Annotated in this window: 15 protein-coding genes and 2 pseudogenes; 7 read left to right on the top strand and 10 right to left on the bottom strand. The window is 62.5% G+C overall.

Going from position 1 to position 14,726, the window contains the following annotated elements; all coding sequences use genetic code 11:
- Positions 1–8: 8 nt before the first annotated feature.
- The 4 genes from AC3CCE_RS12135 to AC3CCE_RS12120 form a co-directional block, all read right to left on the bottom strand.
- Positions 9–377, bottom strand: a complete 369-nt coding sequence (locus AC3CCE_RS12135; protein WP_023687588.1) for a helix-turn-helix domain-containing protein — start codon at positions 375–377, stop codon at positions 9–11.
- Complete coding sequence (locus AC3CCE_RS12130) at positions 377–895, bottom strand: Smr/MutS family protein (protein ID WP_023672101.1); 519 nt, start codon at positions 893–895, stop codon at positions 377–379. Before AC3CCE_RS12130 ends, AC3CCE_RS12135 begins: the two co-directional genes overlap by 1 nt.
- Positions 892–1,992, bottom strand: coding sequence for a murein transglycosylase A (gene mltA, locus AC3CCE_RS12125; RefSeq protein WP_352626708.1), 1,101 nt, complete (start codon positions 1,990–1,992; stop codon positions 892–894). The genes AC3CCE_RS12130 and mltA overlap by 4 nt, the downstream gene beginning before the upstream one ends.
- A 79-nt stretch (positions 1,993–2,071) precedes the next feature.
- A complete protein-coding gene (locus AC3CCE_RS12120; protein WP_023672103.1) occupies positions 2,072–2,776 on the bottom strand; it encodes a Tim44/TimA family putative adaptor protein in 705 nt (234 codons plus the stop codon).
- A gap of 196 nt (positions 2,777–2,972) precedes the next feature.
- On the opposite strand from AC3CCE_RS12120, the gene AC3CCE_RS12115 reads away from it, so the two are divergent.
- Positions 2,973–3,473 (top strand): FxsA family protein, encoded by a 501-nt coding sequence (locus AC3CCE_RS12115; protein ID WP_352626710.1) that lies wholly within the window; start codon positions 2,973–2,975, stop codon positions 3,471–3,473.
- A gap of 139 nt (positions 3,474–3,612) precedes the next feature.
- Complete coding sequence (gene secB, locus AC3CCE_RS12110; RefSeq protein WP_023672105.1) at positions 3,613–4,113, top strand: protein-export chaperone SecB; 501 nt, start codon at positions 3,613–3,615, stop codon at positions 4,111–4,113.
- Positions 4,114–4,375: 262 nt separating this feature from the next.
- On the opposite strand, the gene dnaQ is transcribed toward secB, so the two are convergent.
- The 5 genes from dnaQ to AC3CCE_RS12085 form a co-directional block, all read right to left on the bottom strand.
- Positions 4,376–5,080, bottom strand: a complete 705-nt coding sequence (dnaQ, locus tag AC3CCE_RS12105) for a DNA polymerase III subunit epsilon (RefSeq protein WP_023672106.1) — start codon at positions 5,078–5,080, stop codon at positions 4,376–4,378.
- Positions 5,081–5,204: 124 nt separating this feature from the next.
- Complete coding sequence (coaE, locus tag AC3CCE_RS12100) at positions 5,205–5,789, bottom strand: dephospho-CoA kinase (RefSeq protein WP_352626712.1); 585 nt, start codon at positions 5,787–5,789, stop codon at positions 5,205–5,207.
- A gap of 27 nt (positions 5,790–5,816) precedes the next feature.
- Positions 5,817–6,644 (bottom strand): shikimate dehydrogenase, encoded by an 828-nt coding sequence (locus AC3CCE_RS12095; RefSeq protein WP_352626685.1) that lies wholly within the window; start codon positions 6,642–6,644, stop codon positions 5,817–5,819.
- Entirely contained in the window at positions 6,637–7,236 is a 600-nt protein-coding gene (locus tag AC3CCE_RS12090; protein WP_352626687.1) for a Maf-like protein, read from the bottom strand. The genes AC3CCE_RS12095 and AC3CCE_RS12090 overlap by 8 nt, the downstream gene beginning before the upstream one ends.
- Positions 7,237–7,294: 58 nt before the next feature.
- A complete protein-coding gene (locus tag AC3CCE_RS12085; protein WP_460222828.1) occupies positions 7,295–8,233 on the bottom strand; it encodes a pyruvate, water dikinase regulatory protein in 939 nt (312 codons plus the stop codon).
- Positions 8,234–8,516: 283 nt separating this feature from the next.
- Between AC3CCE_RS12085 and hemE the strand changes: the two genes are divergently transcribed.
- The 4 genes and pseudogenes from hemE (at position 8,517) to yddG (ending at position 12,611) form a co-directional block, all read left to right on the top strand.
- Positions 8,517–9,548 carry a uroporphyrinogen decarboxylase gene (hemE, locus tag AC3CCE_RS12080; RefSeq protein WP_023685041.1) on the top strand — a complete coding sequence of 344 codons (1,032 nt, stop codon included), beginning with the start codon at positions 8,517–8,519 and terminating at the stop codon, positions 9,546–9,548.
- Positions 9,548–10,090, top strand: a complete 543-nt coding sequence (hemJ, locus tag AC3CCE_RS12075) for a protoporphyrinogen oxidase HemJ (protein WP_023685042.1) — start codon at positions 9,548–9,550, stop codon at positions 10,088–10,090. The genes hemE and hemJ overlap by 1 nt, the downstream gene beginning before the upstream one ends.
- 163 nt (positions 10,091–10,253) lie before the next feature.
- Positions 10,254–11,519 (top strand): transcription termination factor Rho, encoded by a 1,266-nt coding sequence (gene rho, locus AC3CCE_RS12070; RefSeq protein ID WP_023672113.1) that lies wholly within the window; start codon positions 10,254–10,256, stop codon positions 11,517–11,519.
- 167 nt (positions 11,520–11,686) lie between these two features.
- Positions 11,687–12,611: pseudogene (gene yddG / locus AC3CCE_RS12065) on the top strand (aromatic amino acid exporter YddG).
- Between the two features lie 277 nt (positions 12,612–12,888).
- Here yddG and AC3CCE_RS12060 read toward each other — a convergent pair.
- Positions 12,889–13,031 (bottom strand): annotated as a pseudogene (locus AC3CCE_RS12060) (DUF255 domain-containing protein); the annotation flags it as partial.
- 51 nt (positions 13,032–13,082) lie between these two features.
- On the opposite strand from AC3CCE_RS12060, the gene mnmE reads away from it, so the two are divergent.
- The gene (gene mnmE, locus AC3CCE_RS12055; RefSeq protein ID WP_023672115.1) at positions 13,083–14,405 is read left to right on the top strand and encodes a tRNA uridine-5-carboxymethylaminomethyl(34) synthesis GTPase MnmE; all 1,323 of its coding nucleotides are present in this window, start codon (positions 13,083–13,085) and stop codon (positions 14,403–14,405) included.
- Positions 14,406–14,726 lie beyond the last annotated feature (321 nt).

Below are 14,726 nucleotides of genomic sequence, written 5' to 3'. Positions count from 1 at the left end.
TTACCGGATTACTCTCGCCGCTCCAGTGCGGCCCGGATCGACGCGGTGATGCGGGCAAGCTCGGCTTCGTCCAGCTTCTCGATGTTTTCGGCCAGGAGATTGGCCAACTCGGTGGCGGCAGGACTGAGGCCGGACGTATCGAGTCTCACCCGCGGATGTGAGGCCTCGGCCAGACGCGCCAGCTCTTCGGCATCGTCCCAGATGACGTTGAAATAGCCGATGATCTTCTGGATCAGCGTCCAGGTCGGCGCGCCGCGGCGGCCATGTTCCAGCGCCGACAAATAGGCGGCGCTGACTCCGATCGCCTGCGCCATGTCCTTCTGGCGCAAGCCGCGCTCGGCTCGAAGCGCCCGCAGTTTTTCGCCGAACGGCGTCATCAGCGGGTTCGCCTGAGTCGAACGTAGAGCGCGCCCGAACCGCCGTGGTTGCGGGCGGCGTGATCGTGGCTGGAGACCAGCGGCCGGAAGGCAGGCGTCGACAACCAGGCAGGCACGGCGCGCCGCAAGACGCCGTCGCCGCCCGACGACGACCCTTTTCCCGTAATGACGAGGACATAACGGATGCCGCCGGCATGGGCCCGGTGCAGGAACGAAAACAGCAGCGAATAGGCCTCGTCCTGGGTCATGCCATGCAGATCGACGCGGCCTTCGATCGGCAGCCGGCCCTTCTTCAGCTTGTCCAATGTCGGCTCGTCCAGCGCGTGCGATACATGCTGCGCCTTCGGCTTGGCGGCGAGGACCGGACCGACAGCGACCGGCGTCTGTGCCGGCTTAGGGTCTACGACGATGTCGGGAATCTCGACCGCGGTCCTGCCCTTCAGCGGTCGGGCGGTGCGCGCCACCAGGTTCCACAGCACCCGATCGTCTTCGTTGAGTTTATCGGGGCGCTTGCTCATCGATTCCTCCCCGAAACGAGAGCGCCTGGAACCAAGGCATAGAAATCGGCCGCATTGCGAACGACGCCGGCGATCTCGCCGGCCGCATCGCCGGAGCCGGCGAACAGATCGCCCCGCGCCGGTCCGATGATGGCCGAGCCGGTGTCCTGCGCAATCATCAGCCGCCGGAACGGTTTTCCGTCGAAGGCGGTCAGCGACGGAGCGTCGATGTAGAAGGGGGTACCGAATGTGTGCAGCAGCCGGTCGACCGCGAGCGAACGGCCCGGCGTCAACGGCACCTTGGCGGCGGCGACAGGACCGAGTGCGGCATCGTCGACATTGGCTTCGCGAAAGAAGATGTAGGAGCGGTTCTGCCAGAAGATCTCGTCGACGCGATCCGGATGCGCCCTGAACCAGGCGCGGATAGACTGCATCGTCACTTTTTCCAGTGGGATTTCGCCGAGTTCGGCGAGAATCTTCCCCGGACCGCTGAAACGTTGGCCGGATTTGGCGGCGTAGGTGACGCGGCAAAGCCGGCCGTCGGTCATCTTCAGCCTGGCCGCACCTTGCACATGGATGAAGAAGACGTCGACCTTGTCGGCAAGCCAAGCGATTTCCAGGCCTTGGCCGGCCAGCGCGCCTCTCTCGATCTCACCGCGGTTGAAATATTCAACCGGGCCCTGCGGCGTGTCGCGGGCGAAGGCCAGGTAGTCGTCCATGCCCTTGGGGCGGTTGGCGTCATCGATGTCGACGAGGTCGGCCGGTCGCGCCAGAAGCGGCACGGTGAGTTCATCCGTGCGCACCGGCGAGGCCTCGGCCTCCGGCTCGTAGAAGCCGGTGACCAGGCCGGGGTTTTCGGATCGAATCTGGACTGGGGCGAAATGGCGCTCGAAAAAAGCCTTGGCCGCCGACCGATTCGCCGGCGAAACGGTGCGCGCCTCGTCATAAGCGCCGGCAAACGCGTCGAACCGGACGCCCAACGAACCGGTGCGGTAGGGCTTGTTCAGGACATGAAAGGCCGAACGGCGGAAGGCTTCGAAAGCGGGCAGATGGTCATCGGAATTCCAACCGGGAAGATCATCGAAGGACTTTTCCACGAAAAGCGGCGAGAGCGACACCTCAGCCTCGCCACTGCCGATGTTTGCCTGCATGTCGCTATCCCAAAAAAGCTGCCCGCACCGGGCGACATGCATAGGCTCAGTCTTCTTCCTCGGTGGCGACCAGCTTCCAGTTCGGATCGCGCGAGCGTGTGTCGCGGGCGAAGGTCCAGACATCCTTGACCTCGGCCACCGTCTCGGGATCGCCATCGATGACGGCACCCGCCTTGTCGCGGGTCGCCGAAATCAGTTCGCTCACGATGCGCAGCGTGATGTGGGCCTCGCCGCCCTTCATCTCGGCCGAGACGATGTCGGCCTTATCGATGCCGACGAAGGAGGACTGGATCTTTTCGGCTTTCGCCTCGCGGTCGCCAATCGCGGCAACGAAGCCGTCAAAAACCTCGCGCGACAACAGGTTCTTCAGCGTTTTTCGGTCGCCATCGGCATAGGCCATGACGATCATCTCATAAGCCATCTTGGCGCCGTCGACGAAGACTTTGGGGTCGAAGGAGGGATCATTGTCCTTGATCGCGCGCAGGCCCTTGTTGAGGTCGGTGTCGGGCTTGGCGAAGGCATCGATGGCCGCATAGGTCTCGGCAGCCGTCTCGCCCGGCATGCGCTTGCGTGGCAGCGAAACCACATTTTCGGGCTTCTGGGTCGCGTCCTTCTCGGTACGGCTGGCCGTGTACGGATCGAAGGGCGGGCGCTCGCTGCCCGTGCGGCGGCCAAGCACGTTGCGCAGCTGGAAAAAGATCACCACCGCCGCAATCAGAAAGAAAATGGTGCCGAAGTCGAAGAATCCCATATCTTTCGCCAATCAATCCCTGACCTGGCCGGGACCGCCAGCCAATCGGGCGGCGGTCGCATGGCGTTAAACATGCAAAGCATATAGAACGCATGGCGCAATCATTCAAATCAAAGGCAGGCATACCTATCTAACGGCCTCAGTGCCAGCGGCGATTATGCGCCGCCCGGCAAACATGGAAACGATCGGTCAAGATTTGCGCATTTCCTTCCTTCCTCTGTTCCTGCTTGCGCTGCCGCTGCTGGAAATCGTCGGTTTCGTCATTGTCGGCCGCGAGGTCGGGGCGCTGGCGACGGTCGGCCTGGTGCTGGCTTCAGGCATTGCCGGCGTGCTTCTGCTCCGGCACCAGGGTTTTGGCGTCATGGCGCGGGTCCGCGCCGAGATGGCCGGCGGCGGCGACCCCAGCCGCCAGCTCGCGCATGGCGCCATGATCGTGGTCGCCGCGGTCCTGTTGATTATCCCCGGCTTCATCACCGATATTATTGGCCTGCTGCTGTTCCTGCCGCCGGTGCGCGACCTTGCCTGGCGCAGGCTCAAGGGCCGCATCGTCGTCGCGACCGATTTCACCGCCGGCGGTTTTCGCGGCAGGTCGCGCGACAAGGTCATCGACCTCGACGACGGCGACTATTCGCGCGAGGACGATTTCAACCGCGGTCCCGACCATAACTCGCCGTGGCGCCGCCTGAAGGACGACTGAGCGTCGCCTTGAGGACGACTGACTATTGACCCTTTCCTGCCTGAAGGCGGCAAACCTTGTCTTGTCTTGCCGACCATGCTAGCCAACGCCCGATTTCAATTCGGTCAGCGCTGCTGTCCAGGCAAAAGGAACAAGGCTCATGGCCAGCAAAGATGACGCGCCGGTCGGCGCCGCCAACGGCAACGGCGAAACGGCGCAGCCGTCGCTCAACGTGCTTGCCCAGTATGTGAAGGACCTGTCCTTCGAAAGCCCCGGCGCGCCGAACTCGCTGCGCGGCCGCGACAAGGCCCCCGGCATCGCGATCAACGTCAATGTCAACGCCAACCCGCTCTCCGACAAGCAGTTCGACGTCAATCTGACCTTGAACGCCAAGGCGTCCTTCGACCAGGAAGTGCTGTTCAATGTCGAACTGGTCTATGGCGGCGTATTTGCCATCGCCGGCTTCCCGCAGGAGCACATGCTGCCCATCCTGTTCATCGAATGCCCGCGGCTTTTGTTCCCGTTCGCCCGCCAGATCATCGCCGAAGCCACCCGCAATGGCGGCTTCCCGCCCCTGATGCTCGACCCGATCGATTTCGCCCAGATGTTCCAGCAGAAGCTGGCAGAGGACCAGGCGGCATCGAAGGTCAAGGTGAGCTGAAGGCAAGCGTCACGCGCATGAGTTGAAAGCCCGGCTTCGTGCCGGGCTTTTTGTATACTGAGATGCTGGCGGGACAGCACCCCCCTCTGCCTTGCCAGGCATCTCCCCCTCAAGGGGGGAGATTGGCCGTCATCGCGACCTTCGCCAACTTAAGACGTTGCAGGAATGGCTGGAGCGGCGAAGCTGCTGATCTCCCCCCTTGAGGGGGAGATGGCCGGCAGGCCAGAGAGGGGTGTGACGGAACGCTACCTCCGCGATCCGTTCACCCCGCCGCCACCTTCAGCCACAGCGCCTTTTCGCCCAGCGTCGCCACCAGCCCCGCATGCGCCGCTCGCTCGCCCTCGGTCAGGCGCGGCGGCAGGGCGATTGGCCTGGCGGCGATCGAGATGTCGATGTCGGCAACGTCGCCATTGCTGTTGAGCTGCACCACGACGGCGTCGAGGACAAGTGCGGCCTGCTTGCCGCCGATGAGTTCGATGTAGACTTCGGCCAGGAGCTCGGAATCCAGCAGCGCGCCGTGCTTGGTGCGGTGGCCGTTGTCGATGCCGTAGCGGCGGCAGAGCGCGTCGAGCGAATTGGGTCCCATAGGGTGCTTGCGCCGCGCCAGCGCCAGCGTGTCAACGACGCGCCCGGTGTCTATGGCCGGCTGGCCGAGCCGCCCGAATTCCGTGTTGAGGAAGCCGATGTCGAAATTGGCGTTGTGGGCGACGAGCTTGGCGCCGTCGGTGAAGGCGAGCCATTCCTCGGCGATTTCGGCAAAGGTCGGCTTGCCGACGAGGTCGGCGGCGCTGATGCCGTGCACGGCTTGCGCCTCGACATGGACGGCGCGCCCCTGCGGATTGATGAATTTGTGGAAGGTGCGGCCGGTCGGGAAGCGGTTGACCAGCTCGACGCCACCAAGCTCGATGATGCGGTCGTCGCGCATGTCGAGTCCGGTGGTTTCGGTATCGAAAATGATCTCACGCATAGAATCAACCCACTCCTGGAGGAGTAGAATCATGGAGCGGAACAAAATGGCAATGGGTAATGCGACAGCCTGCCGTCAGGAGCCTGATGGGCGCGACTTATCCCCGAGGAGTTAGCAGGCAAGCTCAGCGTCCTGAGAGCTCGGCAATGATCGCGCCGACCGCGGCGCGGGCGGCGTCCATGCCTTCACCGGTGTCGATGACGAAATCGGCCTGCCGGCGTTTTTCGGCATCGGGCACCTGCTTGGCCAGGATGGCCGCCAGCTTTTCCTCGCTCATATCAGGACGCGCCAGCACACGGGCGCGCTGGATATCGGCCGGCGCGGTGACGACAACGACCTTGTCGACACGGTTGCGGCCGCCGGTTTCGAACAGCAGCGGTATGTCGAGCACGACGAGCGGCGCGGCGGCGGCGCGGTGCCTTGCCAGAAAGGCGTCGGCATCGGCCCGCACCAGCGGATGAACGATCGCCTCCAATGTCTTCAGCGCAGCGGCGTTGCCGATCACCCGTGCACCCAGTTTTGTACGGTCGACCACGCCGGACACGGTTGTGCCGGGAAAGGCCGCTTCGACGAGAGGTGCTGCCTTGCCGGCATAGAGGCGATGCACGGTCCCGTCGGAATCATGCACCGGCACGCCGGCGTCGACGAACATCTTCGCCGTGGTCGACTTGCCCATGCCGATCGATCCGGTGAGGCCAAGCACGATCATCATTTGGCGCCCATCATTTGCAACCCATCATTTGGCGAGGATGTCGGCGACGATCATCTGCCGCAGTTCGGCAGTGACCTCCGGCCTCTTGCCGAACCAGCGTTCGAATCCGGGCACAGCCTGGTGCAACAGCATGCCGAGCCCGTCGACCGTCTTCAAATTTCTCGCGCGGGCAGCGGCAAGCAGCGGTGTTTCCAGCGGCACATAGACGATGTCGGCGACGATGGCGTGAGCTGGCAGGCAGGCCGGATCGGCGGCCAGCGTCGCATCGCCATGCATGCCAAGTGCCGTCGTGTTGATCAGCAAGCCGGCATCGCCAAGCAAGTCGCCGACCGCGCCATGCGCCGAGACGCCGGCCCCGAAGCGGTCGGCGAGTTCTTGCGCCCGCGCCAATGTGCGGTTGACGATGCGGATATCTTTGATGCCGCGCACTTTAAGCGCGTGGATGACCGCGCGCGACGCGCCACCGGCGCCGAGCACCACGGCCGGAGCGTTTCTCTCCCAGCCCGGGGCATGCTCGTCGAGATTGCCGGCAAAGCCGATCCAGTCCGAATTGCCGCCCCACAGCACGCCGTCGTCCAGCCACAGCATGTTGACCGCGCCGATCATCTCCGCCGCCTCGTCGCGGCGCTCGACCCGGGCAAAGGCGACTTCCTTGTGTGGAATGGTGACGTTGCCGCCCTGATAGCCATTGGCCTGGAGGGAAGAGAGGAACTCGGGAAAATCGGCCGGCGCGACATCGATCGCATGATAGCTGCCGTCGATGCCGTATGTGTTCAGCCAATAGCCGTGGATCTTCGGCGAGCGCGAATGCGCGATCGGATGGCCGGTGACGAAAGCTTTTTTCTCAACCATCGATGGCTCCGAGCGCACGCAATTCCGCCAGCACCGGTAACAGCGGCAGGCCGACAATGGTGAAATAATCGCGTTCGATCTTTTCGAACAGCTGGATGCCTTCGCCCTCGATCTGGTAGGCGCCGACGCTCGACAACGCCTTGGCGCCGACGCGGGCCAGGTGCCGGCCGACGAAGGCCGGATCGAGCTTGCGCATGGTAAGGCTGGCGATGCCGACATGGCGCCACAGCACCTTGCCGTTGCGGCAGAGCACGGCGGCGCTGTTCAGCTGATGCGTCTTGCCTGACAGCGCCAGCAGATGGCGGCGGGCGCCTTCCATGTCGGCCGGCTTGTGGAACACTTCATCTCCCAGTGACAAAGTCTGGTCGCAGCCGAGCACCAGGGCGCCCGGTCTGCGTTCGCTGACCTCGGTCGCCTTGGCTTCGGCGAGTATCAGGGCGACATCTTCCGGCGACACACCGCTGTCCTGCAACGGCGCCTCGAGCGCGCGCTCGTCGACGTCGGCAGCCACCGCTTCGATGCCGAGCCCGGCATTGATGAGCATTGCTTTGCGGAACGGGCTGCCGGAGGCAAGGATGATTTTTTCGGTCATGGGTTCTGGGCCTGGTCGATAGTGGTTGATTGGGGCAGGAGGTCGCGTTGCCATCCCATCATCTATTCTTCCCCCGCAGGGCAACAATGGCTGCCGCGGTCTCTTCGATCGAACGGCGGCTGACGTCTATCATCGGCCAATTGTGGCGGGTGCAGATCTGGCGGGCATAGGCGAGCTCTTCGGCGATCGAGGCACGGTCGACATAATCGGTCGCTTCGTAGGTGCTGCTGTTGCCGAGCACGCGGTTCTGCCGGACATGCGAGATGCGTTCGGCGGTGGCGATCAGCCCGACGATCAGCGGCTTGGTGGCAGCGACCAGGCTTTCGGGCACCGGCACGCCGAGCACGATCGGGATGTTGGCGGTCTTGATGCCGCGGTTGGCGAGATAGATGCTGGTCGGCGTCTTCGATGTCCTGGAAATGCCGATCAGCACGACATCGGCGTCGTCCATGTTGAGCGGCAGCTGGCCGTCATCATGCTCCATGGTGAAATTGAGTGCGTCGATACGGTGGAAATAATCGGCGTCGAGCACATGCTGGGCGCCGACGCGGCGGCCGGCCGGCGTGCCGAGATAGGACTGGAAGACGGTGAGGACCGGCTCCAGCACCGAAACACAGGGCAGCCCCATGGTGGCGCAGCGCTCGTCAATGCCGCGCGCCAGCTTCTGGTCGACGACGGTGTAGAGGATGATGCCCGGTTCCTCCTCTATGTCCTCGAAGACTTTCGCCACCTGCTTTTCGGTGCGGATGAGCGGATAGATATGCTCGATGGCGCGCGCATCCTTATATTGCGCCGAGGCGGCGCGGCCGGCCGCCAGCAGCGTCTCGCCGGTGGCGTCGGAAATTAGGTGCAGATGAAAGAAGCTCTGGGGTTTGTTCACAGGGGGCGCCTCAGGCTGTGGGCTTGTGTGGATAAACCGGGGCCGCAAAGGCGACCGGCTGGAGGCGACTGTATCAGAAGGCCAGTTGTCCACAATTCGATGCGCTGTCAGCTTCACTGTGCGGCTGGGGACAAATCTGGGGACGGGCGTTTTTGCCAGCGCTTCATCCACAGAGGCGGTTTTTCAGGGGCTACGCCAAACCATTGACTCCAGTGATGGAATCCTGGTCATCCACACTCTTTGCCAATCCCGCGGAAGAAACACGCGACAAAATGCTGGCTGGCCTTTTCCAGGGCAAAGCGGGACAGGTGACAACCACCGATACCAACAGACTCTTAGAATCAGAAGATTCTAGAAATAGACTATTTAATTATAGAGAAGGCAGGGAAGAGAGCGCTCAATGCCCGAGAACCGCATCGTGCTGGACGTGCTGAGAGGCGAGGCAGTGTTTCCGCCGCCGCTCTGGATGATGCGCCAGGCCGGGCGCTATTTGCCGGAGTACCGCGAGACCAGAAAGCGCGCCGGGTCCTTTCTCGATCTTTGCTACAATCCTGATCTGGCCGTCGAGGTGACGCTGCAGCCGATCGAGCGCTTCGGCTTCGATGCCTCGATCCTGTTCTCGGACATTCTGGTCGTGCCGCATGCGCTTGGGCGCGATGTCCGCTTCGAGGAGGGCCGCGGGCCGCTGCTGACGCCAATCACTGCAGCTCAGATTTCGGCTCTCAACGGCGAAACGTTTCACGTGAATCTCGAACCCGTCTACGAGACGGTTCGCCGGCTGCGTGCAAGATTGCCTGACGAGACCACGCTGATCGGCTTCTGCGGCGCGCCGTGGACGGTGGCGACCTACATGATCGCTGGCCACGGCACACCCGACCAAGCGCCGGCGCGGCTGTTTGCCTATCGCGAACCGACGGCCTTCAAGCATCTCCTGAAAGTGCTCGCCGACCACTCCGCGGCCTATTTGATCCGCCAGATCGAAGCCGGTGCCGACGTGGTGCAGATTTTCGATTCGTGGTCCGGCGTGCTTGATGATGCGTCTTTCGATCAGTTCTGCGTGCAGCCGGTGGCGGAGATCGTCAGGCAGGTTCGTGCGGTTCATCCCGATGTTCCGATCATAGGCTTTCCCAAGGGCGCCGGCGCCCGCTACGAGACCTATCGTGAGAAGACCGGTGTCACGGGGCTGGGGATCGACTGGACCGTACCCCTGGCGGCGGCGAACGAACTGCAGCGCTCGGGTGCGGTCCAGGGCAACCTCGATCCCTTGCGGCTCGTGGCCGGCGGCAAAGCCCTGTCGGACGGCGTCGATGCGATCCTCAAGGCGCTGGGCGACGGACCGCTGATCTTCAATCTCGGCCATGGCATCACGCCGGAGACGCCGGTGGCACATGTCGAGGCGATGGTGAAGCAGGTGCGGAGCGCGACACGCTGATGGCTCAATCGGATAATACGCGCGGCAACAGCACTCGTGGGGCGATGATGCGCATGACCATCGGCATCGGAGTGCTGGTTGTTCTCACCGCACTTTTGTTTTTCTTTGCGCCTGAGGGTTTCTATCCCTGGGCGAAGGCAATCCATATCCTGGCCGTCATCTCCTGGATGGCCGGCATGCTCTATCTGCCGCGATTGCTGGTCTACCACGCCGACGCAGAGAAGGGGTCCGTCCAATCGGAGACCTTCAAGGTGATGGAGCGGCGTCTGCTGCGCGGCATCATCAATCCGGCGATGATCGTCACCTGGGTGTTCGGGCTTTGGCTTGCCTGGAAAGTGTTTGGCTTTCACGGCGGCTGGCTGCACGCCAAGATAGGCTTGGTGCTGTTGCTGTCGGGCGTGCATGGCTATCTGGCCGGTGCTGTCAGGAAATTCGCCGAGGACCGCAATGAAAAACCGGCGCGGCACTGGCGAATCGTCAACGAGATCCCCACATTGCTGATGATCGCCATCGTCATCCTGGTTGTCGTCAAGCCGTTCTAGGCCCATTTCGGTCGACAAAACGCAGCTTGCTCTTTCCCCCGACCGACGATAAAAGACGGGTCTTCCTTCCCGTCATGCGCCGCCCTTGATTGCTTTCGGCCGCGCCCGGCATTTATCGCATCCAGCCGATATATTTTCCCCAAAGCAGATTAAGAGTCCGTCTATGCAAGAAATGAAACTCGCAGAGTTCAAGAACAAGAAGCCGCCAGAGCTGATCGCCTATGCCGAATCGCTCGAAGTGGAAAACGCCAGCGTCATGCGCAAGCAGGAACTGATGTTTGCCATCCTGAAGAAACTGGCCGCCCAGGACGTCGAGATCATCGGCGATGGTGTGGTCGAGTTGTTGCAGGACGGTTTCGGCTTCCTGCGCTCAGCCAACGCCAATTATCTCCCGGGTCCCGACGATATCTACATCTCGCCCTCGCAGATCCGCCGCTTCTCCTTGAAGACCGGCGATACCGTCGAAGGGCCGATCCGCAGCCCAAAAGAGGGCGAGCGCTATTTCGCCCTTCTCAAGGTCAACACGATCAATTTCGACGATCCCGAAAAGATCCGTCACAAGATCCATTTCGACAATCTGACGCCGCTCTATCCGACCAAGCGGCTGAAGATGGAGATCGACAATCCGACCGGCAAGGACATCTCGTCGCGGGTGATCGACCTGGTGGCGCCGATCGGCAAGGGACAGCGCGCGCTCATCAACGCGCAGCCGCGTACCGGTAAAACGGTGCTGATGCAGAATATCGCCCACTCGATCACGGCCAATCATCCGGAATGCTATCTGATCGTACTTCTGATCGACGAACGGCCAGAAGAAGTGACCGACATGCAGCGTTCGGTGAAGGGCGAGGTCGTGTCCTCGACCTTTGACGAACCGGCGGTGCGCCACGTCCAGGTCGCCGAAATGGTCATCGAAAAGGCCAAGCGCCTGGTCGAGCATGGCCGCGACGTCGTTATTCTGCTCGATTCGATCACCCGCCTCGGCCGTGCCTACAACACCGTTGTGCCGTCCTCCGGCAAGGTGCTGACCGGCGGTGTCGACGCCAACGCGCTGCAGCGGCCGAAGCGCTTCTTCGGCGCGGCCCGCAACATCGAGGAAGGCGGCTCGCTGACCATCATCGCCACCGCGCTGATCGACACCGGCAGCCGCATGGACGAAGTCATCTTCGAAGAGTTCAAGGGCACCGGCAACTGCGAAATCCAGCTCGACCGCAAGGTCGCCGACAAGCGCATCTACCCGGCCATGGACATTTTGAAGTCCGGCACCCGCAAGGAAGACCTGCTGGTCTCCAAGCAGGATCTGCAGAAGATCTTCGTCCTGCGCCGCATCCTGGCGCCGATGGGAACCACGGATGCGATCGAGTTCCTGATCGACAAGCTGAAGCAGACCAAGACCAACGCCGATTTCTTCGATTCGATGAACACGTAAGCTTCTCGTCGGCCATCGTTTCGCATTGAAGCCCCGTTCCGGGAACTGGGACGGGGTTTTTCATTGCGGGGGCAAACAGGTCGCATTTCCGACAGGGCGTGGCCTTGGGCGGCAATTTCCACAGCTGTCGTCATGCGAGTAATCGCGTCTCGAAGATCGGAAGCCGCATGGAGAAAACAATCCCGACCCTGATCGGCTTCTCGGCCATCCTGACATGGTCCTTCCTGGCGCTGCTTTCGACGGCGGCGGGACCGATTCCGCCCTTTCAGCTGGCGGCGATGACGTTTCTGCTTGGCGGGTTGGTCGGCGCGTCGAGCTGGCTTGTCCGTCCGGCGGCGATCAAGTCGCTGCGCCAGCCGTGGCAGGTCTGGGCGCTCGGCACAGCGGGGCTGTGCATCTACCACTGCGCCTATTTCTTCGCCATCCAGTCGGCGCCGCCGGTCGAGGTCAGCCTGATCGCCTATCTCTGGCCGTTGCTGATCGTCGTCTTTGCCGCCTTCCTGCCTGGAGAAAAGCTGAGGGCCCATCACATTGCCGGCGTCATGCTCGGCCTTGCCGGCGCCATTGTGGTGATCACCAAGGGCGGCACGATCGGACTGGCCAATGGTGTGATGAAGGGGCATGTCATCTCGCTGTTCTGCGCTTTCATCTGGGCCGGCTATTCGGTTTTATCGCGCCGCTTTGGCAAGGTGCCGACCGATGTGGTCGTCGGTTACTGCTTCATCACGGCTGCGGTCGCCTTGGTGCTGCACCTCACCCTTGAGACCACCGTCTGGGCACAGACGGCGACGGAGTGGAGCGCCATCGTCATCTTGGGCGTAATACCGCTAGGCGCCGGCTTTTACGCCTGGGACTATGGCTGCGCACGGGGACATCATGATCCTCGGCGCCCTCTCCTATGCCGCGCCCCTCTTCTCGGTCATCGTGCTTCTGCTGGCAGGCTTTGGTGTGTTTCACTGGTCGGTGGCTGTTGCTTGCATCCTGATCACGGTCGGAGCGGTGGTCGCGGCCAAGGATTTGCTGTTCGGGCCGCGGTCGCCATCCATTGATGCGACGCCGCTTCCTTCGGCGTTGGACGGAAACACCGGTTGACCTGCCGTCGCAACAGCGGCTCGGTTCCTACGGATCCGGCGCCACGGGCAGGATAGCCGGTGCATAGCTCCGGTCTGCCGGTTGGCGGCCGGATGCCACTGGCCAATGTTCGATCGATTCGCATGCGTTCCGATCGGGGCGACAATATCGGCGTGACGCGGGTCGGGATTCTGATTCGCAGCCGGAACGAAGCTTGCCTGTCGGGGGCGAAGGATCCAGCTTCACGGCTCGGGGCCAGGCACAAGCGTTAACGATGCGGCCTGCGTAGGGCTTGCTGGCCCGCCCAGAACTGCTTGGCGTCGGAATTAGGACCCGCCTGCTCGCACATGGATGACAAGGCGGCTATACAGATTTGGTAATGTCCGGCCGCTCCTCGCGATCGACCTTGATATTGACGAACAGCCGGTTCATGACGGCCGCATACTGTGGGATTGTCGACCGGACAGCTAGGCGACCGGTGAGAACGGGCAAATGATTTCAGGCGATTCGATTGTTGCGCTGTCCAGCGGCCGCCTGCCTGCCGGCATCGCTGTCATCCGCATCTCCGGACCAAGAACTCGATTCGCTGTCGAAACGGTTGCCGACGGCATGATCAAGGACCGGGTTGCGACCCTGCGCAAGCTCCGAACAGTGGACGGGTCGCTTATCGACAACGGCCTGGTGCTGTTTTTTCCGGGGCCGAACAGTTTTACCGGCGAGGATGTCGCCGAGTTCCACGTCCATGGCGGCCGCGCCGTCGCCAGCAAGATGCTGGAGATCATTGCCGGGTTTGACGGCGTGCGTCATGCGGAACCTGGTGAATTTACGCGCCGGGCTCTTCTCAACGGCAAGCTGGATCTGGTCGAGACGGAGGCGTTGGCCGATCTGGTCAACGCCGAAACCGAAGCGCAGCGGCGCTTTGCCGTGCAGAATGCCGAAGGAGTGCAAAGCGAACTCTATCTTGGCTGGCGCCGTCGGCTGATCCATGCACGGGCGATGATCGAGGCGGAAATCGACTTCGCCGACGAAGACGACGTGCCCGGTTCGGTTTCGGACACGGTTTGGTCCGATGTGCGCGCAATGGTGGGCGAGATCGGCCGGCATGTCGATGGCTTCCATGCCGCCGAGATCATCCGTGACGGGTTTGAGGTTGTCATCCTCGGTGCACCGAACGCCGGCAAATCCAGCCTGTTCAACGCGCTGGCCAGGCGTGAGGCGGCGATTGTTACCGACGAGCCCGGCACGACGCGGGACTTGCTCGAAGTGGTGCTGGATCTCCACGGAGTGCGGGTCAGGGTAACCGACACCGCGGGCCTGCGCGAGTCGCCCGGCAAGATCGAAGCGATCGGTATCGAAAAGGCGCGGGCCAAGGCGCACACGGCTGACCTGGTGCTGTTGCTGGAAGATCTGGCGGACCCTACTGCGATCGGCAACATGCCTGTTGACGCCCCGGCTTTGAGAATCGGCACCAAGGTCGATCTCTTGAAAGGTTCGCCGCGATCAGAGGCGTATGATGCGTTGATATCGACGGTGGACGGCACTGGTTTGGCTGAACTGCTGGCTGAGATCGGCAGGCGCGCCGCGGCTGCTATCGGCGATGCCGGTGACATCCTGCCGTCTCGGTTGCGGCATGTGGAGCTGCTCAATGAGACCAGGCGCTTTCTGATCTCGGCTTTGTCGGGGCAAGAGTGCGGCCAGGAGCTACGGGCGGAGGAGCTGCGTCTTGCGGCGGACCGACTTGGCCGGATTGTCGGCGCGGTGGATGTCGAGGACCTGCTGGACGTGATCTTTTCGCAGTTTTGCATTGGAAAGTGACTCACGTGAAACAGGGGGGCGTGTGAGTGACTCACGTGAAACACAGGGGGCCGCCCTAGTGCGTGTTTCACGTGAAATGAGGAGTTTGGCAAAAACGGCAAGTGCCGAAGGCCGGCCCCGCCCCTCATTGTCCTCCGGGAGAAGATGCCGGCAGGCAGATGAGGGGCAGCGCCAGCCGAGGTAATTGTCGCCGCTTCCCTGACTCACGTGAAACACCTCTGCGACTTTCAGCACTCCGGTCCACGTGAACGAATCAACCTGCAATCCTTGACAGCGTCCTCTCGTGGGGACATGTGTCGGGAAATCTCTGAATCTGGAAGG

It is taken from the genome of Mesorhizobium sp. P160187, from assembly GCF_057766425.1.
Note: the sequence above shows the minus strand (reverse complement) of the source record. Positions and strands in the feature narration are given on the sequence as shown.